The following is a 19,159-nucleotide window of genomic DNA, read 5'->3' on the forward strand; positions in this document are numbered from 1 at the left end:
GTCCGGGCCTCGGGGCCGGCGGTTACTGTTCGGCGAGGAATCGGCGCGCCTTGCGGCGTTCGATGACCATGAATGCCATCCCGAGCAATGCCATCACGAATTGGAAGGACAGTGCCACCCGGAAAGCCGGCAGGTTGTAGAGTTCTCCGACCGAGCCGTTGGCCTTGTGCAGCATGTCCATGATGAAACCGATGACGTAGATGGTGACGAATGCTCCGATGAATCCGCCGGTATTCACCAGGCCGGTGGCAGTTCCCAGAACCCGCGGCGGGTTGAACGTACGTGCGAAGTCGAAACCGATCACTGAGGCCGGGCCGCCGGCGGCAATGACGACCATCAGCAGCACCAGAATCCATAGCGGCGCCTGTCCTGGCCAGAGCAGAACGGCCGCCCATAGCGCCAAGATGGAGCCCACGATGGACAACGCAATATTGGAACGCTGGCTGGCATGGCGCGCGGTCAAGGCGCCGAGGATCGGACCCAGCACGATGGCGACGACAACGAATACAGCCATCAGGCCCGAAGCTAACGCACCGTCTATGCCTTGGCCCTCGACAAGGAATGGGTAGCCCCACGTCATCATGAAGGTGTTGATCATGAAGGCCGTAGAGAAGTGGGTCCAGAAACCCAAGCGGGTCCCTGGCTGCTTCCATGCCTGCGAGATCCGCGAGCCGGTCTCCTGCTCCCCCGCGCCATGCCCATTCCAGTTCTTCCCATTGCGCACGAAGGCGATCGTCGTGATGAAGGTGGCGAAAGCGAACCCTGACATGATCGAGAATGCCGCGGACCAGCCGACGCCAAGCAGGATCATATGGAATGGAAAGAGGCTGATCAGCTGCCCGAGCTGGCCAAAAGTACCGGTGAGCTGGGTGAGCACCGGAATGCGCGAACCGGAGAACCACAGGGGCAAGAGCTTGAGCACGGAGACGAAGACCATCGCGTCGCCCATGCCGACCATGACGCGCCCGGCCAAGCCCATGGGCACGTTGACCGAAATCGCCAGGAACGCTTGGCCGGCAGCCATCAGCAACGCGCCGCAGGTAATCAGGATGCGGGGCCCGAATTTATCCAGCAGCAGCCCTACGGGGACCTGCGCCCCGGCATAGACAACGAGCTGCACGACCGAGAACGTCGCCAGGATCTGTGCGCTGGCATCGAAGCGTTCGGTGGCTTGGATGCCTGCGACTCCGAAGCTGGTGCGTTGGGAAATTGCAGAAATGTAGGCAAGAATTGCGAAGCCGAAGACGAGCCACGATTTCGGCGAATTCAGCTGGGCTTGGCTCACTGGTCGTGATCACCTGGCAACGGTTCGATATGACCGTTTTTCAACCAATCTTCGGTGTTCTCGATGGCGGCCAGGAAATGCTCGGCACTGGCGCCCAGTTCCTCGGCATCCGCCATCTGCTCATCTTCGTCCAGCAACAGCGAACGCGACTCGTGCTCCTTGGCATGCGCGTCGAAACGTTCCTCGAATCCGTCCACCATCTGGCGGACGTCGCTATTGGCTTGAAGCTGCTCGGCGAGCTGCTGGTCAACCAATCGGGCCGCTTCGCGCAGCTTGTCGGTCGGCAGAGCCAGCTTCAGCGCCGCGCCCACATACTCCAGCGTCGCAACGGCGACCGCCGGGTACTCGGATTCGGCAAGGTAGTGCGGGGTATGCATCGAGTAGCCCACGACATCCCGGCCGGCTTCGCTCAGGCGGATTTCGAGCAGCGAGGCCAAGCCTGCAGGAGATTCGACCGTAGGGCTCCACGTCGAGATGTTCTCGATCAGATCCTTGCGGTTGCCGTGGGCGGTCACGCCGACCGGCCGGGTATGCGGCACCGGCATCGGCAATGATGCGGTCCCAACAACCAGCGATACGTTGAAGGCCTCGATGAATGACTGCAGTTCCGCGATCACGCGTTCCCACTTCAGATCCGGTTCAACTCCGTTGAGGAACCAGAACTTGCGGTCCATCTCATCAGTCATCAGGTAGATCTCGATGCGCGGGGCCTGGTATCCGGCGAAGTGGTCGCCGAGGAAAGAGACCCGCGGGCGCTGGGAGGTGTAGGCGATCAGCTCGTCGGCATCGAAAGTGGCGAAGAGTTCGGATTCCAGACGGCCGAAAAGCTCGTTGGAGACCTGCGCGTGATTATGCCCGGCATCACTGATGCTCTTCAGCGAGATGAACATGCCAAGACCTTGAAGGCGCGAGTTATCCAAATCGTCTGCGACCAGCGTCATCAACGAATCCTTGGACATTTTCTCCTCATTCAGGGTCGGCATCCGGCACAGCAGGGCGGCAACCATCGGCCAGGACTGAACTTCTGCAACAGATCAATGCTCCATCCTATCGCTACTTGGCTTTCGCTCGCTGTGAAGTAACGCACGATGACGCGGAACCTCGGATAACCTAGATGCAGGAGACGCACAGCCCACCGGCAGGATCTGCTCCGGAATACCACTTGGGCTGTCGCGACCTTAGACCCTACAAAGGCATAGAAGGAATGATTTTGTGATCAACTCCAGTGATCTCACTCTGAGCGCCATTGGCACTGACATCAAGCGCAAGAGCGCTGACGCCCTCATCCTGGGCGTACTCAAGAACGGCGACAAGGTGTCCATCGCGGCATCCCCCTTCGCCGCCGACACCACTACCTCGCTGGAGCAGTCGCTCTCGGCTTTGGGCGTTGCCGGGAAGGCCGACGAAATCACCGCGCTGCCTGGCGTGGACGGCACGAAGGCCAAGGTTCTGCAGTTCATCGGCCTTGGCGTTGACGAGCTGGCCGATCTGACCGAAGAGAAGCTGCGCCGTGCAGCCGGCTCGGCTGCCCGCCAGTTGAGCAACGCCAAGAGCGCCATTTTCGCTTTGCCTGCCGACAGCGTTGAGCGCGTTGCCGCCGTGGCTGAAGGCATCGCCTTGGGCAGCTACCGCTACGAGAACCACCGGTCGAAGAAGAGCGAGAAGCCAGTACTGGCCGAAGCCCAGATCGTCACCTCGGTTGCCACTTCCAAGGATCTTCCGGCCGTGCTCAAGCGCGCGGCAATCCTGGGCCGCGCGGTCCGCGGCACCCGCGACCTGATCAATGCCCCAGCCAACGTGCTGTACCCGGAGTCTTTCGCCGCGGCGGTCAAGGACTACTCAAAGTCGCTGCCGCTGAAGGTCACCATCTTCGATGAGAAGCGACTGGCCAAGGACGGCTTTGGCGGACTGATCGGCGTCGGCGGCGGCTCGGCTCGCCAGCCGCGCATGGTCAAGGTCGAGTACGCGCCATCGAAGGCAGCCAAGCACATCGCCTTGATCGGCAAGGGCATCACCTTCGATACCGGTGGCACCTCGCTGAAGCCTGCTGCAGGCATGCACGCCATGAAGTCGGACATGTCCGGTGCCGCCGCAGTCTTCCAGACCGTCGCCGCCGTCGCCGAACTTGGGCTGAACGTGAAGGTCACCGCATGGCTCTGCCTGGCAGAGAACATGCCAGGCGGCGCCTCGACCCGTCCGGGCGATGTGCTGACGATGTTCGGCGGCAAGACCGTTGAGGTGCTGAACACTGACGCCGAAGGCCGCCTGGTCATGGCTGACGGCTTGGCCGCAGCCAGCCTGGAAAAGCCGGATGTCATGATCGACATCGCTACGCTGACCGGCGCGCAGATGCTGGCTCTGGGCCTGCGCACTGCAGGCGTCATGGGCGACAAGCAGGTCACCAGCGACCTGGTTGCCGTCTCGGACAAGGTGGGCGAATTGGCTTGGGCCATGCCGCTGCCGGAAGAGCTGCGTCCATCCATCGAGTCGCAGGTCGCCGATCTGGCGAACATCGGTGAGCGCATGGGCGGAATGATGACCGCTGCCGTCTTCCTCGAAGAGTTCGTCGGCGAAGTCGACGGCAAGAAGATTCCTTGGGCCCACATCGACTTTGCTGGTCCGGCCTTCAACGAAGGAAGTGCCTGGGGCTACACCCCGAAGAACGGCACCGGCTCGCAGGTACGCACGCTGGTTGCCTACGCAGAACAGGTTGCCGCAGCGAACTAGCCGTTAAACGCAGCGGCATAGCAGCTGCAGTGCCATGAAACTCATCCCGGTATCGCCAGAATCAATTGGCCGATGCCGGGATGAACTCAAAATTAGAGACATACCTGACTTTTAATGCCCCGAAGGTGACTCTAGCCATTCGACGGTACTAAGGTAAGTTTTGAAACATCACCGTGGATCAAAGGTGCGCGCCCGCATGTGTCACGCTCCAGAAAGTCCACACCCGATCCCCTGGTCGGCCAAAGCCGGCCTCACTAAGCGAATACGAGGGAGCGTTCACGTGGCCGATTCGGCAGCAACGCAAGAATTTGATGTCCTCATCCTCGGCGGCGGATCCGCTGGATACTCGGCAGCATTGCGCGCCATCCAGCTGGGCTACACCGTTGGATTGATCGAGAAGGAAAAGCTGGGCGGCACCTGCTTGCACACCGGCTGCATCCCAACCAAGGCTTACCTGCATGCAGCAGAGCTGGCAGAGAACGCTCGCGAGGGTGCCAAGTACGGCATCAACTCCTCGCTGGAGTCGATCGATCTGGCCGGCGTTCGCAAGTACAAGGAAGGCATTGTCGCTGGCAAGCACAAGGGCCTGCAGGGCTTGCTGAAGATGAAGAAGGTCAACGTCATCACCGGTAACGGCCGACTGGTTGCCCAGGATTCCATCGATGTCGATGGCACCGTCTACAAGGGCAAGTACATCGTCCTGGCCACCGGATCCACTTCCAAGACCATGGGCCTGGAAATCGGCGGCCGCGTGCTGACCAGCACCGAAGCACTGAACATGGAAGACCTGCCAAAGAGCGCCATCGTTCTGGGCGGCGGCGTCATCGGTGTCGAATTCGCCTCGGTCTGGAAGTCCTTCGGCGTCGACGTCACCATCGTCGAGGGCCTGCCATCGCTGGTTCCAAACGAGGATCCAGCCATCATCAAGAACCTGGAGCGTGCTTTCAAGAAGCGCGGCATCAAGTTCAACACCGGCGTTTTCTTCGAGAAGGTCGAGCAGGATGCCAACGGCGCCAAGGTCTCGCTGGCTGACGGCAAGGTTCTGGAAGCTGAGATCGTCCTGGTTGCTGTGGGCCGCGGTCCAGTCACCGAGGGCCTTGGCTTCGAAGAGCAGGGCATCACCATTGATCGCGGTTTCGTAATCACCGACGAGCGCCTGCACACCGGCGTTGGCAACATCTACGCCATCGGCGACATCGTTCCAGGCGTCCAGCTCGCACACCGCGGCTACCAGCATGGCCGCTTCGTCGCCGAGGAAATCCACGGCCTGAAGCCAACCATCGTTGAGGACATCAACATCCCGAAGGTGACCTTCTGCGAGCCAGAGATCGCATCGGTGGGCTACTCCGAGCCGAAGGCCAAGGAGAAGTTCGGCGCTGACCAGATCGAAACCACCGAGTACAACTTGGCTGGCAACGGCAAGTCCTCGATCTTGGGCACCAGCGGCATCATCAAGATGGTTCGCGTCAAGAACGGCCCAATCGTTGGCGTTCACGGCATCGGCGGACGCATTGGCGAGCAGATCGGTGAAGCGCAGCTGATCGTGAACTGGGAAGCATACCCAGAGGACGTATCGCAGCTGATCCACGCTCACCCAACCCAGAACGAGTCCCTGGGCGAAGCCGCAATGGCTTTGGCCGGCGCACCGCTGCACGGTTAATCACGTTTTGGTCATTCAGGCAGCGCGTTGATGTAACGCGCTGCCTGAATGCACTAGGCTCGGAGGCAACGCCTCCCACCACTTTTCAAGCTTTATAAAACAAGGAGATACGGGACGATGTCTGAAACCGTAAACCTACCCGCACTGGGTGAAAGCGTTACCGAAGGTACGGTAACCCGCTGGCTGAAGCAGGTCGGCGACCGCGTAGAGGTAGACGAGCCGTTGGTGGAAGTTTCCACTGACAAGGTTGACACTGAAGTTCCTTCGCCGGTAGCTGGTGTCATCGAGGAAATCTTCGTGGCCGAGGACGAGGACGCCGAAGTTGGCGCCCCACTGGTTCGCATCGGCGATGGCTCCGGCTCCGGCGACGCTGCACCGGCAGCACCAGCCGCTGAAGAAGCACCTGCCGCACCAGCCGCAGAGGAAGCACCAGCTGAACCGGCAGCCGAAGAAGCTCCTGCAGCCGCACCTGCCGGTGGCGATGCCTCGGGTACCGAAGTTACCCTTCCAGCCTTGGGCGAGTCGGTGACCGAAGGTACCGTTACCCGCTGGCTGAAGGAAGTTGGCGATGAGGTATCCGTCGACGAGCCGCTGCTTGAGGTTTCCACCGATAAGGTAGACACCGAAGTTCCTTCCCCAGTTGCTGGCACCCTGCTGGAAATTCGCGTTCCAGAAGATGAGACCGCTGAAGTCGGCGCTGTTCTGGCCGTTATCGGTGCCGCTGGCTCCGCTCCAGCAGCTGCTCCAGCCAAGAAAGAGGCGCCAGCTGCTGCTCCTGCAAAGGAAGCTCCAGCTGCTGCTCCTGCAAAGGAAGAGGCTCCTGCTGCCCCAGCTCCTGCCAAGGAAGAGGCTCCGGCCGCTCCGGCAGCCCCAGCTCCAGCTAAGGAAGAAGCACCTGCTGCCCCTGTCGCTCCAGCTGCACCAGCAGCCGAGGCAAACAACGAGTCCGGCTACGTCACCCCGCTGGTACGCCGCCTGGCTAACCAGCACAACATCGACATCGCTTCGGTGAAGGGCACCGGTGTTGGCGGCCGCATCCGCAAGCAGGATGTGCTGGACGCTGTTGCCGCCCAGGAAGCTGCTGCTCCAGCTGCTCCTGCCGCCGCTGCTCCTGCCGCCGCAAAGCCGGCTGCACCTGCAGTAGAGGTTTCCTCGCTGCGCGGCACCGAGGAAAAGGCTCCACGTATCCGCCAGGTTATCGCTCGCCGCATGCGCGAGTCCCTGGACATATCGACTCAGCTGACCCAGGTCCACGAAATCGATATGACCCGCATCGTGAAGCTGCGAGCTGCGGCCAAGGCCAACTTCAAGGCCACCAACGGCGTGAACCTCACTTACCTGCCATTCATCGCCAAGGCTGTTGCCGAAGGCCTGAAGGCACACCCTAAGCTGAACGCTGAGTACAACGAAGAGACCCAGAAGATCACCTACCACAATGCCGAGCACTTGGCATTCGCAGTCGACACCGACAAGGGCCTGCTGGTTCCTGTCGTGTCGAACGCTGGCGATCTGAACCTGGCAGGCATGGCTTCGCGCATCGCTGATGTTGCTGCACGCACCCGCAGCAACAAGATCGGTCCAGACGAGCTGTCCGGTGGCACCTTCTCGATCACCAACATCGGTTCGGTTGGCGCACTGTTCGACACCCCGATCATCAACCAGCCACAGGTAGCCATCCTGGGCACCGGTGCGATCGTGAAGCGTCCAATGGTCGTCACCGATGCAGAAGGCAACGATTCGATCGCCATCCGCCACATGATGTACCTGTGCCTGACCTACGATCACCGCCTGGTTGACGGTGCCGATGCAGGCCGCTTCCTGCAGACCGTCAAGGCTCGCCTTGAAGGTGGCGCCTTCGAAGGCGAACTGGGACTGTAAAGATCCAGTCGTGGCCCTCGTAGCCTAGGTAGATAATCGCCCCTGTCGTTGATTCGACAGGGGCGATTCTGCGTTTTCTACGATCAGTCGAAAATAGATTAGGCTAGTGTCATGACTATTCTTCTTTCTCTCCTGATTTTCGTGCATATCTTGGGCGCAGCAGCTATCTTCGGTGGCTGGCTGGCCAACTTCAAGACCCCTACTGTCTCTGTATGGCAGTGGTACGGAGCCATCGTGCAGCTGGTAACGGGTCTGGCCATGGTCGGCATTCTCGAGGCCGGCGACGGTTCGCCAAACCACATGAAGATTGGCATCAAGTCGCTGATTGCAATCATCATCCTGGTCGCAGCTTTCATTGGCCGTAAGAAGATGAAGAACGGCGAGGAAGTTTCTACCGGTATTGCTCACGCAGTGGGCGGCATGGCCTTCATCAACATCGCGATTGCGGTTCTCTGGAGCTAGTCCGTAGCAGCCTTGATGGTGGGAGAAGCAACCAACAGCTTTGAGCAAGCTTTGGTGTCGTCTCCCGCCATTAAGCATTTAACGTCGTAATACCTTGCCGATCTTCCAGCCGCTTTCTTCCAGCACCATTTCAACTTCGATGCGTTGCGGCTCTGCGGCCTGGACGGTGTGCATCGTGACCCCTTCAGCATCCACGTATCGGTATTCCTCTTGGGTCGATGTCGCGGCAAGAATGACAGTGTCACCCTGTCCACGGGCGGATACCACCACATCCGTCAGTTTTGTGCGCAAGCCTTCAAGTCCCAAACCCAAATCCAGAAGCTGATCTATCGTTTCGAGATCTCGCTGCAATTGCTCGGCTCCCGGAGTGTAGAGCCTCTTGAGTTTCTCCCCCGCCAGCTGACCCATCGCTTTGTCTCGTTCTCGTGAAAGTGCCAAGAATGCAGAGACCACTGTATCCCGATTCAATGCACAGGCGGGCACTTGCGCACCATCCATGATTCTGCAGTCTAGGTCTGCTGGGGGCGCCATTGCCGGCGCAGTCGCTTCCTTCGCCTCAGCGGCCCGGAAATGATTGACGCCCAGCATGCTCCCGAGTATGACCATGATGCCCAAGACTGCAGCACCAGCCAGCTTCACGGCCCCGGGTGTCCTGCGCAACCGATGGCTGTGCCAAGATTCATCATTCCCGCTGTTCCGCTGCCTTGCTGCGTTATCCCTTGCGCGCTTTGAGCGCCTGTGCGCAGCACCCGATTCCTGGGTTGGATGGATGGTTTCCATCAGATGAGTAGCTTCAGCAGCTACATGACCTTCCCAATGGATGGGCTCAGCTGGACAGCTCGCGAACAGCGTTCGAGCAAACTGGTCGACGGTTGGCCTCGCTTGCGGCACCGGATTCATGGAATCAATCAAGAGCTCATGAATAATCGAGGGGATGCCGGGGAACATCACGCTAGCTGGTGGACGCATCAGTTCCTCTTCGGGAACCCGTCCCGACAGGAGAAACCACAAGCAGGCGCCCAGCGAGTACACGTCCTGCTCTCCAGCTTGGCTTTCCATCGCCCCGGCCTGCATTTCAGGGGCGACGAATCCGGGTGTGCCGGAACCAGTAAGCGCTTGACTTGACGAAGCAGCTTCCTGGAAGTCGATGATCTTCGGCATGCCCTTGGCGGTCAGCAGGATGTTGGCTGGCGACAAGTCCCCATGGCGTTGGCCCTGCGAATGCATGACCGATAGAGTTTGCGCAATGGGAGCCAACGCAGTCACGCATTCACCAAGCGCAAAGGCGCTGCGGCTGGAAACGAGGTCTGCCAAACTCCCGCCGGGACAATATTCCATGACCAGCCCCTCACCGAATTGAGTCGGCAGGGTTCCGTAAAAATCGACGACATATTTCCGCGACTGCCTGACCTCTTCCTGGCGCAGAGAAGTGATGTTTTCCATAGTCAGGCTAAGTTTAAGCGTCAGATACATCTGGTCGCTTTCCCTCCGGATCAGCCAAACTTTGCATGGTGACTTGGCACTTAGCGGCTTGACAGTCACATGCCCAGGGCTTGTCGGCCACGCTAGAACATTCGTTGATTCATCCATGTTTCCGTTGTATCCCACAAACAGGAAATGCAAGCTGGATATCCACAGGCAAGCTGAACGGCACTGAATTAGCGACCGATCGTTCAAGAGCGTAGGCTAGCCGTCATGGCGATCGAATTCGAACGAGTCGGACTAGGCTCAAAATTTGTGCCCTACATGGAAGCTTGGGATTATCAGATCCAACTGCATGATGCGGTAGCCGCGGACACGCAAACCCCTAGAGTCCTGTTCCTGGAGCACGAAGCGGTTTATACCGCAGGCAAGCGCACCGAACCCGAAGACCTCCCGCTGGACGGCACCCCCGTCGTGGATGTGGACCGCGGTGGCAAGTTGACCTGGCATGGCCCGGGACAGCTCATTGGCTACCCCATTGTCAAGCTCCGCAAGATCAGCGCAATCCGTCTTTACGTGGAGACCCTGGAAGAAGCCCTAATTAACGTCGTGAGCGAGCTTGGCATTCCAACGGCCCAGATCAAGGGCCGTTCCGGAGTTTGGGTACCAGGCAAAGACGGCGCGCAGGACCGCAAGATTGCAGCCATCGGCATCCGTATCAACCACGGCGTCACCATGCACGGATTCGCCTTGAACTGCTCGAACGCGCTTTCCGCATACGACCAGATCATCCCCTGCGGCATCTCCGATGCAGGTGTCACCACCATTTCCGAAGAACTGGGCCGTACCGTCACCCCTGAAGACGTCGTTGACCGAGTTCAAGCGGAAATAGAGCGTCTGCTTACCCCGCAAGTCGTCTAGACAACCACTCACTTCCTTCAGAAAGAGCAGTCAATGAGCATCGAGCCAGAAGGCCGTCGACTACTGCGCGTCGAAAAGCGCAACTCCGCCGTTCCCGTGGAGCGCAAGCCCGAGTGGATCAAGGCGAAACTCAACATCGGCCCGGAATACGTGGGGCTGAAGAACCTGGTGCAGTCCGAGGGGCTGCACACCGTCTGCGAAGAGGCAGGCTGCCCGAATATCTTCGAGTGCTGGGAAGACCGCGAGGCCTCGTTCCTCATCGGCGGTTCCGAATGCACCCGCCGTTGCGACTTCTGCCAGATTGCCACCGGCAAGCCGGTGGCCATCGACCGCTCGGAACCTTTCAAGGTGGCCATGAGCGTGAAGAAGATGGATTTGCGCTACGCCACCGTCACCGGTGTTGCCCGCGATGACCTCGAAGACGAGGGCACGTGGCTGTACGCGGAGACGGTGCGGCAGATCCACAAGATGAACCCGAACACCGGCGTCGAGTTGCTGATTCCCGACTTCAGCGGCAAGCCCGAGAACCTGGATGTCATCTGCGATTCGGAGCCGGAGGTCTACGCCCACAATGTCGAGACCGTGCCCCGCCTGTTCAAGCGCATTCGCCCGGCCTTCCGCTACGAACGTTCCATGGATGTGATCACCCACGGCCACAAGCGCGGATTGATCACCAAGTCAAACCTGATCCTGGGCATGGGCGAAACTCGTGAAGAAATTTCAGAGGCCATGCGCGACCTCTATGAGGCCGGCTGCGATCTGCTCACCTTGACCCAGTACCTGCGCCCCACGGACCTGCATTTGCCAGTTGACCGTTGGGTCACTCCGCAGGAGTTCCTTGAACTTCAGCAGGAAGCCGAAGAACTCGGATTCTCGGGCGTCATGGCCGGGCCATTGGTTCGCTCTTCCTACCGCGCTGGCCGTCTCTGGGCTGGTGCCATGCGCAAGAAGGGCCGGGAAATCCCTGAGGCCCTGTCGCATATCGAGTCCTCGGGCAACACTCGCCAGGAAGCAGCTTCGCTGATCAAGTAGCTGGTTCTTGCGAACCAGTTTGGACGATGGCCCCGGGCCTGCAGATGGAAACCATCGCGGGTTCCGGGGCCATTCCACTGCCCGTTCATGGCCAATTCAGCCGAAAATGCCATGTTCGTTCCAGCACGGCTTAGAACTATCAACTTCATCGCGTAGAATTAAGGCACTATGGCCAAAAACTCCGACAACGACGCAGCCGCGCCTAAGCGTGGCTTGTTTTCGCGTAAACCAAAAGCTGAGAAGAAGAACAAAGAACCAGGCCGCCTGAAGCAAATTGGCCAGGTCTTCCAGATGACGCGCCGCAACGACCCTATGGTCGTGTGGTGGATGGCATTGGCCGCCTTGGCCGTCATTGCTGTCTGCTTGGTCATCGGCTTCTTGATCAATAACTGGATCACGATGTTGATCATCGCAATCCCGTTGGCGCTTCTTGCTGCAATGTTCATCATGTCGCGCCGTGCCGAGAAGGCTGCGTTCTCGCAGCTTGAGGGTCGCCCAGGTGCCGCTGGTGCTGCTATGAGCGTGCTGCGTCGCGGCTGGATCCTGAAGCAGGAACCGGTTGCCTACAACCGCCACCAGGATCTGGTGTTCCTCGGCATCGGCCGTCCAGGCATCGTCCTGGTCACCGAGGGCCCGAAGAACCGCGTTCGCGAACTTGCCGCATCCGAGCGCAAGCGCATTGCCCGTGTTCTGCCGAACGTGCCTGTGCACATCATCAACGCTGGTTCCGAAGAAGGCCAGACTCCATTGGCTGAAGTCGGCAAGGCAATGAAGAAGCTTCCGAAGTCGATTACGAAGCTGGAAGTCAGCGCAATCGACAAGCGTCTGAGCACGTTGACTGCGAACCGTCTGCCCATCCCCAAGGGCGTAGATCCAAACCGCGTACGTCCAAACCGCCGCGCTATGCGTGGACGCTAAAGACAGCACTAAAGAAGCCGCAACAGGATTTTCCTGTTGCGGCTTCTTTAGTGCTGTCCGGACCCGAAGGCTAGGAGATATTCACCAAGATGGTTTTCGGCAACCGATCATGAAGGCCACGCTGGTCCTTGTCGGTAATGAAGGCCGGAATAGCCAAGCAAAGCAGCAACGAACGGCTCAAGCCTTGCAATGGCTTGATCGCGGTTCCATCCAGCGCCTGCACCTGCATGCCAAAGGTGCGATGACCGATCGTGTGCCCCGTGAACCCGACACCGATGATTTGCCCGGCACAAAACAGGCCCAGCGTTGCCAGGTCATGGCCATTGAACAGCCACCAGCTGAGCAGCATGGACAGTCCCCAGTCCAGGAGCAGGGCGCCGACCCTTCGCGGGAACCTGGCAACGGAGCCAGGACCCTTGACTGGGCGTCCCATATCCTGTCCGGGCCATTCTTGCGTATTGTGCTGCGGCGGCCCTTCAAGCCACGAGCTGAAGTCTTTTCTTTCCACCTATACAGTCTATCCAGCGATTCTGTGCGCCAGTTAGAACCCCATAACGCGGTAGCAAGTATCCAAGTCAGATTGTTACAGCTGGCAATCTGCGCAGATCAGATCGATACGACACGCCCGGATTCTCCGCTTGTAACAGGTTGGAAACAATAGAGACACCATTCAGAAATGGATTATAGGTAAGCTTGATACGTAAGCAAGAGGACCAGGCAGATAATTCTGGCTACGGGTTCCGTTTACCAAACCTCATATCTCACCAGGGAGTCACCTGCACATGTTTACCAGTCCAGAAGAAGTCTTGGCATATATTGCCGAAGAGGACATCAAGTTCGTCGATATCCGTTTCACCGACCTACCAGGTGTACAGCAGCACTTCAACGTGCCGGCCAAGTCCGTGGATGCCGACTTCTTCGTCAACGGCCAGCTCTTTGATGGTTCTTCCATCCGCGGCTTCGCAGGCATCTCTGAGTCCGACATGCAGCTGATCCCAGATGTCACCACCGGTTTCATCGATCCGTTCCGCCTGGAAAAGACGCTGGCCTTCAACTTCTCGATCATCAACCCACGCACCGGTGAGCCTTACCACCGCGACCCACGTGGCGTTGCCGAGCGTGCTGAGGCGTACCTGGAATCCACCGGCATCGCTGACACCGCATTCTTCGCCCCAGAAGCTGAATTCTTCATCTTCGAAGACGTTCGCTACGAATCCAAGCCGCAGGGCGCGTTCTACTCGATCGATTCCGACGAAGCACCCTGGAACACCGGTCGCAAGGAAGAAGGCGGCAACCAGGGGTACAAGACTGCTTTCAAGGGCGGCTACTTCCCTGTTGCACCAACCGACAAGCAGGCCGACCTGCGCGACGCCATCTGCGTTGAGCTGGATAAGGCAGGCCTTGAGGTAGAGCGCAGCCACCACGAAGTTGGCGCAGCCGGCCAGGCCGAAATCAACTACAAGTTCAACACCATGGTGCACGCCGCGGACGAACTGATGCTCTTCAAGTACATCGTGAAGAACGTGGCCGACGCCTGGGGCAAGTCCGCGACCTTCATGCCGAAGCCTGTCTTCGGCGACAACGGCTCGGGCATGCACGTCCACCAGTCGCTGTGGTCCAACGGCGATCCGCTGTTCTACGACGAAAAGGGGTACGCCGGCCTGTCCGACACCGCTCGCTGGTACATCGGCGGCCTGCTGAAGCACGCAGACGCCGTGCTCGCGTTCACCAACCCAACCGTGAACTCCTACCGTCGTCTGGTCAAGGGCTTCGAGGCCCCGGTGAACATGGTGTACTCGCAGGGCAACCGCTCCGCTGGCATCCGCATCCCGATCACCGGTTCGAACCCGAAGGCCAAGCGCATCGAGTTCCGCGCCCCGGATGCTTCCTCGAACCCGTACCTGGCCTTCGCAGCGCAGCTGATGGCTGGCCTGGACGGCATCAAGAACCGCATCGAACCAGCAGAGCCAATCGACAAGGACCTCTACGAGCTTCCTGCCGAAGAGGCCAAGGAAATCCAGCGCGCACCTGAAAGCCTCGAAGAAGCGCTGAAGGCTCTGGAAGCCGACCACGAGTTCCTGCTCGAAGGCGGCGTCTTCACCGAGGACCTGATCCAGACTTGGATCGAGTACAAGCGTGAAAACGAAATCAAGCCACTGAGCCTGCGCCCGAACCCATACGAATTCGAGCTCTACTACGGCTGCTAATCACCGTCTCGTACGGTAACGGCTCAACGCCGGGTCCCGCCTGTTGGCGGGACCCGGCGTTGTTTCGTCTCGGGGTAGGCTGGCGTCATGAACATTACAACTTGGGTCAGCGTGCAGCGCGAAGACGGTGAAACCGTCGGTTATCTCGACCCAGCGGATCCCGACTACCAGCGGGTGACCCCGCGCAATGTCTTGGGCCACGCCGTAGCCGATGATTGCGACTACCTTGACGGCGAACAGCTGCTCGTCGAGCGCGGCATCAGCGAGTTGATGAATTCCTGGGTGCTGGATGCCGGATCCTGCGACGCTACTGAATTGCTGTCCATCGTGGAGGTCTCGCCCCGCGGCATTGTGCTGGCCAATGCGTTGCGGGCCAAGGCATTGCAGCCTGCCGCACGCATCCATGTCCCGTGGCCTGATGTGGAGCATCGGCTGGCACCAGTCCAGCGCTGAGACGGCGGCGGCTAGTATTCCTGCTTGTCGCCCTTGGCGGTCCACGCCTCGAAAGCGGCAAGGGCTGAAGGCATGTCGACCTTGGTGAAGGGGATGCGGCGTTGGCTCATGGGCAGTTCCAGCTCGGTGTAGATGAAGTTGTCGTCGAAACCGATGCTTGCCGCGTCCTGCCGGTCGTTGGCATAGTAGACGTGCTTGAATCGCGCCCAGTAGATGGCGCCGAGGCACATCGGGCACGGCTCGCAACTGGTGTACAGCTCGCACTGGGACAAATCGAAAGTCCCAAGCTCCTGCCCGGCTTTGCGGATCACATTGACTTCCGCGTGGGCTGTCGGATCGGAATCATGCACCACGGTGTTGTAGCCGGCGGCAATGACCTTGCCGTCCAGTACCACTACGGCCCCAAATGGGCCGCTGTCGTTGCTGCCCAACGCCAGCAACGACTGGTCGACCGCTGCCTGCATTAGCTGTGGATCCATGGCCTGCTCCCCTCGCACCATCGGCGCCATCAGGCACTGCGCAAACGCCGAACCGAAATCTGGATCTGAGTGCCTAGCATATCCCCTTATCAGACACCGGTGCGAGGACTTCGGAAAATTGATGCTGTGGCGACCGCACCCTGCGCGCGACGATGTCCAGAGTTATCGTTGGCGTAGCGCCCGTAGGTAGCGCCATCGAGTAAGCTTCTGCGCGCCCAGCAGCAGCCAGAAGACCGAACGCCAGGCCCGGCGATCCGACGCGGCCGTGAGCGAACGGCTTTCCAAAAATCACTGATGACCCCAGCCGACGCAGGATGAACGCTTCCTCCCCGGAGACCGGGTGTCCGGGCAACGTTCGATAGGCGAATCCCACAACATCGCTGCGTTCAAGGACTTCCACAACCTCGACGGGCTCGTGGATGGACACCGGCCCCACCGGGACGATGATCTGCGGCTTGGCTCCGCTGCGGACTTTGTCCTGCGGGCTGATGCGAAATCCGCTGCGGGTCTTCACCTCCCAGCGCAGCAGCGCGACCGCGGCCTGCCCCCAGAATGCTTCGCCCGAGCCCAGATAGGCTTGGCGTTGCCACACCCGGTAGCGCCCGGGCTCAGGGTTCCACAGCTTCTCGCTGATCCGTGTCAGGGACATCCGGGTTAGTCTTCGAAGCCGTAGAACAGCTGCTCGAACAGGGCTCGCGAGTGCCTGGTGGCGCGCAGGTAGTCTTCTTCCAGTTCCATGCCGGTGTTCGGCTCATAGCCGCACCAGCGAGCCACGGCTTCCATATCGCGCGCCGAGCTGGGCAGCACATCGCTGGAACGTCCGGAGGTGATGATCTCGGCACTGCGGATCCGGGTAGCCAGCCGCCAGGCAGTCGCCAGCAGCTCGCTGTCTTGCTCGGAGATGAGCTCCAGTTTGGCCAATTCTTCCAACGCCTTGAGCGTGGATGTGGTGCGCAAGGATTCGTGTTTCCACGCGTATTGCAGCTGGTAGAACTGCACCAGCCATTCGATATCCGACAGCGAGCCGCGTCCCAGCTTCAGGTGGCGGTTCGGGTCGGCACCGCGCGGGAGCCGTTCAGACTCGACGCGGGCCTTGATCTTGCGGATTTCACGAATCTCCGTGTCTTCGAGCCCCTTGCTATAGCGCACCGGCTTGATCAGTTCCATGAAGTCTGCGGCCAACTGGTCGTCTCCGGCAAACGGGCGGGCACGCTGCAATGCCTGGCGCTCCCAGATTTCCACCCAACGCTGGTAGTAGCTGGCGTAGGCGTCAATCGACCGGACCAGCATGCCTTGGCGGCCCTCGGGACGAAGATCCGAATCGACCTTCAATTTCACTTCCGCTGGAATCGCCGGCTTCAAAGGCTTCGAAGTCCACGACACCAGGTCGGTGACCACCCGAAGCGCTTGTTCCTGGGCGGCTTGGTCTTTGGCGCCGGGGACCGGACGCTGGACAAACAGAACGTCCGCATCGGAGCCGTACCCGATTTCCCGACCGCCTTGGCGGCCCATGGCAATGACCGCAATTACCGCATGCTCCCCGTGTTTGGCCTGGTCGTCAGCCAAAAGGACCTTCAGCACCCCGTCCACCATGGCGGCGTCAATGTTCGATAGTGCATTGCCGACTTCATCAACAGTTAGCAGGCCCGCTCCGTCGGCCAGCGCAACACGCAAGAACTCGCGGCGGCGCACCATGCGGATCATCCGGATGGCCGCCTCGGGCTGTTTCGTGCGATGGATGATGGAAGTGTTCTGCTGCAGCAGGTTCTCGAAGGTCTGCGGCGCCAATGAGGCGTCAGAGCCCAGCCAGGCGGCTGCGGCAGGCTCATTGGCCAGCAGATCAGTCAGAAAGCGCGTGTTCGACAGCAGATGGCTCAATCGCTCGGCGGCGGCATTCGTATCGCGCAGCATGCCGAGGAACCAATGGGACTTCCCCAGCGCCTCGCTGAGCCTGCGGAAGCCCAGCAAACCTGCGTCCGGGTCCACCCCGCGGGCAAACCAGTCCAAGAGCACCGGGAGCAATTGCCGCTGCAGGGAGGCGCTGCGCGAAACCCCGCCGGTCAAGGCTTCGATATGTCGCATCGCTGCCTTGGGGTCGAGATAACCCAGGGCGCGAAGTCGGGCCTGCGCGGATTCTGCGGTGAGCCTGACATCATCGGCCGAAAGGTTGGAACTGCTCACCAGCAGCGGCCGGTAGAAAATACGCTCGTGCAGCGAACGCACCATGCGCTTGGTTTCATTCCACCGGCGCATCAACTTCTCCGGGCTGCTCGGCTGCAGGTCTCCGGCACCGCGAATTGATCGCGCCAGTACGCGCTGGGCATTTTCGGCCCGGGGCATCAAATGGGTTCGGCGCAATTGGCTGAGCTGGATTCGGTGCTCCAGCAAACGCAGGAAACGGTAGGAGTCATCGAAATTCGTGGCGTCGTCACGGCCAATGTAGCCGGTGTCGCTCATGGCCTGGATGGCCAGGGTGGTTGTTGCCACCTGAATGGCAGGTTCCACACGTCCATGGACAAGCTGGAGCAGCTGGACGGTGAATTCGACGTCGCGCAGCCCGCCGGGGCCGAGCTTGATCTGCCACGCGACGTCTTGCTTGTCGATGTTGTCGCTGACGCGGCGGCGCATCGCTTGGACCGATTCGACAAAACCCTCGCGTTCAGAACTGGACCACACCATGGGCGAGACCATGCGCTCGTAGGAGCGTCCCAGTTCTTTGTCTCCGGCTATGGCGCGGGCCTTGAGCAAGGCTTGGAATTCCCACGAGTGGGCCCAACGCCGGTAGTACGCTTCATGGGAAGAGAGCGTACGGGTCAACGCCCCGTCCTTGCCCTCGCGGCGGAGATTCGCGTCCACTTCCCACAGCATCGGCTCCGGTCCTGGCACCATCAGGGCACGCGCCGTGTTGCCGCAGATAACCGTGGCGATCGCGGCGGCGAGATCTTCGTCCATGCCCAGGGCTGAATCATGGACATAGATGACGTCCACGTCAGAGATGTAGTTCAGTTCACGTGCACCGCATTTGCCCATGCCGATGATGGTGATCTTCACCCGGTCGACGTCGTCCGCATCATATTGTTCGGCGGCTTCGGCCCGGGCAATGGCCAGGGCTCCTTCGAGCGCGGCCCCAGCCATGTCGGCCAGTTCGGCGGCAACCTTGGGCAGGATGCGCTGCGGCTGGGTGGATCCCAAGTCCCGGTATGCCAGCGATAGCAAGGCCTTTCGGTAGGCGGTTCGCAAACGCTGTCGTGCTTCAGCACCAGTATAGGAAGAAACCCAGTGCCCGCCCTCGGATTCATTGGCCTCGATGGAAGCCAGCAAGTCCTCGACCAGTTGTTCCGAGGCAACGGACGCGAATTCGCCTGGAGGAGCTTGGCGGACGATATCCAAGGCCTCGGGGCAGCGTATGAGGAACTCGCCCAGCGCCGACGAGCTGCCCAGGAGCCTTACCAGCCCTTGGCAGCTGGCCGGCTCCATGAAGATGTCGATGGCTTCCGGATGCCGGTCAACCAACCTCAGCGCCAGCAGGAGCGCCTGATCCGGATCTGGCGCGTGCGCCATCTTGCTCACGATCAGGTGGGGATCAATCTTGGACAATTCCTTGGATTGAAGGAAATTCTTGGCCCGTTCGACGTCGCTGAAGCCAGCGTTGATCAATGCTCGCGAGGGTACTTCCGGCATGGTTTCTCGTGTTCTCCCGCATTTCGCCGCGCAG

General features: G+C 60.1%; 16 protein-coding genes. 9 read left to right on the forward strand and 7 right to left on the reverse strand.

All coding sequences use genetic code 11. The features are described 5' to 3' along the window. Positions 1–22: 22 nt before the first annotated feature. Entirely contained in the window at positions 23–1,285 is a 1,263-nt protein-coding gene (locus ANI01nite_RS12500; protein ID WP_084083842.1) for an MFS transporter, read from the reverse strand. After that, the gene (locus ANI01nite_RS12505) at positions 1,282–2,244 is read right to left on the reverse strand and encodes a proteasome assembly chaperone family protein (protein WP_141358359.1); all 963 of its coding nucleotides are present in this window, start codon (positions 2,242–2,244) and stop codon (positions 1,282–1,284) included. The genes ANI01nite_RS12500 and ANI01nite_RS12505 overlap by 4 nt, the downstream gene beginning before the upstream one ends. 253 nt (positions 2,245–2,497) lie before the next feature. On the opposite strand from ANI01nite_RS12505, the gene ANI01nite_RS12510 reads away from it, so the two are divergent. From ANI01nite_RS12510 to ANI01nite_RS12525, 4 genes are all read left to right on the forward strand, one after another. Beyond that, the gene (locus ANI01nite_RS12510) at positions 2,498–4,012 is read left to right on the forward strand and encodes a leucyl aminopeptidase (protein ID WP_038991884.1); all 1,515 of its coding nucleotides are present in this window, start codon (positions 2,498–2,500) and stop codon (positions 4,010–4,012) included. 280 nt (positions 4,013–4,292) lie between these two features. Continuing rightward, positions 4,293–5,672 (forward strand): dihydrolipoyl dehydrogenase, encoded by a 1,380-nt coding sequence (lpdA, locus tag ANI01nite_RS12515; protein ID WP_038991885.1) that lies wholly within the window; start codon positions 4,293–4,295, stop codon positions 5,670–5,672. Between the two features lie 117 nt (positions 5,673–5,789). Beyond that, positions 5,790–7,550, forward strand: coding sequence for a 2-oxoglutarate dehydrogenase, E2 component, dihydrolipoamide succinyltransferase (gene sucB / locus ANI01nite_RS12520; RefSeq protein WP_141358361.1), 1,761 nt, complete (start codon positions 5,790–5,792; stop codon positions 7,548–7,550). A 111-nt stretch (positions 7,551–7,661) separates the two neighbouring features. Further along, complete coding sequence (locus ANI01nite_RS12525) at positions 7,662–8,012, forward strand: hypothetical protein (protein ID WP_141358363.1); 351 nt, start codon at positions 7,662–7,664, stop codon at positions 8,010–8,012. Between the two features lie 78 nt (positions 8,013–8,090). Here the strand turns inward: ANI01nite_RS12525 and ANI01nite_RS12530 are convergent, their stop codons facing one another. Next, positions 8,091–9,485 carry a serine/threonine protein kinase gene (locus tag ANI01nite_RS12530; protein ID WP_170214645.1) on the reverse strand — a complete coding sequence of 465 codons (1,395 nt, stop codon included), beginning with the start codon at positions 9,483–9,485 and terminating at the stop codon, positions 8,091–8,093. Positions 9,486–9,680: 195 nt separating this feature from the next. On the opposite strand from ANI01nite_RS12530, the gene lipB reads away from it, so the two are divergent. The 3 genes from lipB to ANI01nite_RS12545 all read left to right on the forward strand — a co-directional run bounded on the left by lipB (position 9,681) and on the right by ANI01nite_RS12545 (position 12,305). Continuing rightward, complete coding sequence (gene lipB / locus ANI01nite_RS12535; protein WP_255314534.1) at positions 9,681–10,355, forward strand: lipoyl(octanoyl) transferase LipB; 675 nt, start codon at positions 9,681–9,683, stop codon at positions 10,353–10,355. Positions 10,356–10,388: 33 nt separating this feature from the next. Further along, positions 10,389–11,387: a lipoyl synthase gene (gene lipA, locus ANI01nite_RS12540; protein WP_073706029.1), complete on the forward strand. Its 999-nt coding sequence runs from the start codon at positions 10,389–10,391 to the stop codon at positions 11,385–11,387. A gap of 168 nt (positions 11,388–11,555) precedes the next feature. Beyond that, positions 11,556–12,305 carry a DUF4191 domain-containing protein gene (locus tag ANI01nite_RS12545; RefSeq protein ID WP_038993837.1) on the forward strand — a complete coding sequence of 250 codons (750 nt, stop codon included), beginning with the start codon at positions 11,556–11,558 and terminating at the stop codon, positions 12,303–12,305. Positions 12,306–12,375: 70 nt separating this feature from the next. On the opposite strand, the gene ANI01nite_RS12550 is transcribed toward ANI01nite_RS12545, so the two are convergent. Then, entirely contained in the window at positions 12,376–12,813 is a 438-nt protein-coding gene (locus ANI01nite_RS12550; protein ID WP_141358367.1) for an RDD family protein, read from the reverse strand. 274 nt (positions 12,814–13,087) lie between these two features. Between ANI01nite_RS12550 and glnA the strand changes: the two genes are divergently transcribed. Both glnA and ANI01nite_RS12560 read left to right on the forward strand, forming a co-directional pair. Continuing rightward, positions 13,088–14,512: a type I glutamate--ammonia ligase gene (gene glnA, locus ANI01nite_RS12555; RefSeq protein ID WP_038993839.1), complete on the forward strand. Its 1,425-nt coding sequence runs from the start codon at positions 13,088–13,090 to the stop codon at positions 14,510–14,512. 87 nt (positions 14,513–14,599) lie between these two features. After that, complete coding sequence (locus tag ANI01nite_RS12560) at positions 14,600–14,965, forward strand: hypothetical protein (protein WP_141358369.1); 366 nt, start codon at positions 14,600–14,602, stop codon at positions 14,963–14,965. Between the two features lie 11 nt (positions 14,966–14,976). Here ANI01nite_RS12560 and ANI01nite_RS12565 read toward each other — a convergent pair whose 3' ends face one another. From ANI01nite_RS12565 to ANI01nite_RS12575, 3 genes are all read right to left on the reverse strand, one after another. Beyond that, on the reverse strand, positions 14,977–15,444 hold the full coding sequence (locus ANI01nite_RS12565) for a nucleoside deaminase (RefSeq protein ID WP_038993847.1): 468 nt from the start codon (positions 15,442–15,444) through the stop codon (positions 14,977–14,979). A gap of 73 nt (positions 15,445–15,517) precedes the next feature. Next, on the reverse strand, positions 15,518–16,093 hold the full coding sequence (locus ANI01nite_RS12570) for a DUF1990 family protein (protein ID WP_141358371.1): 576 nt from the start codon (positions 16,091–16,093) through the stop codon (positions 15,518–15,520). Between the two features lie 5 nt (positions 16,094–16,098). Beyond that, the gene (locus ANI01nite_RS12575) at positions 16,099–19,125 is read right to left on the reverse strand and encodes a bifunctional [glutamine synthetase] adenylyltransferase/[glutamine synthetase]-adenylyl-L-tyrosine phosphorylase (protein WP_141358373.1); all 3,027 of its coding nucleotides are present in this window, start codon (positions 19,123–19,125) and stop codon (positions 16,099–16,101) included. Between the last annotated feature and the right edge of the window lie 34 nt (positions 19,126–19,159).

The organism is Glutamicibacter nicotianae (assembly GCF_006539525.1).
In the GTDB taxonomy this organism is placed as follows: domain Bacteria; phylum Actinomycetota; class Actinomycetes; order Actinomycetales; family Micrococcaceae; genus Glutamicibacter; species Glutamicibacter nicotianae.

Bases quoted from the DNA above. Each gene is read 5' to 3' on its own strand.
- ANI01nite_RS12505 (WP_141358359.1), bottom strand. From the start codon at position 2,244: ATGTCCAAGGATTCGTTGATGACGCTGGTCGCAGACGATTTGGATAAC.
- ANI01nite_RS12565 (WP_038993847.1), bottom strand. From the start codon at position 15,444: ATGGATCCACAGCTAATGCAGGCAGCGGTCGACCAGTCGTTGCTGGCG.
- ANI01nite_RS12545 (WP_038993837.1), top strand. From the start codon at position 11,556: ATGGCCAAAAACTCCGACAACGACGCAGCCGCGCCTAAGCGTGGCTTG.
- ANI01nite_RS12560 (WP_141358369.1), top strand. From the start codon at position 14,600: ATGAACATTACAACTTGGGTCAGCGTGCAGCGCGAAGACGGTGAAACC.
- glnA (WP_038993839.1), top strand. From the start codon at position 13,088: ATGTTTACCAGTCCAGAAGAAGTCTTGGCATATATTGCCGAAGAGGAC.
- ANI01nite_RS12525 (WP_141358363.1), top strand. From the start codon at position 7,662: ATGACTATTCTTCTTTCTCTCCTGATTTTCGTGCATATCTTGGGCGCA.
- ANI01nite_RS12570 (WP_141358371.1), bottom strand. From the start codon at position 16,093: ATGTCCCTGACACGGATCAGCGAGAAGCTGTGGAACCCTGAGCCCGGG.
- lipA (WP_073706029.1), top strand. From the start codon at position 10,389: ATGAGCATCGAGCCAGAAGGCCGTCGACTACTGCGCGTCGAAAAGCGC.
- ANI01nite_RS12530 (WP_170214645.1), bottom strand. From the start codon at position 9,485: ATGTATCTGACGCTTAAACTTAGCCTGACTATGGAAAACATCACTTCT.
- ANI01nite_RS12575 (WP_141358373.1), bottom strand. From the start codon at position 19,125: ATGCCGGAAGTACCCTCGCGAGCATTGATCAACGCTGGCTTCAGCGAC.
- sucB (WP_141358361.1), top strand. From the start codon at position 5,790: ATGTCTGAAACCGTAAACCTACCCGCACTGGGTGAAAGCGTTACCGAA.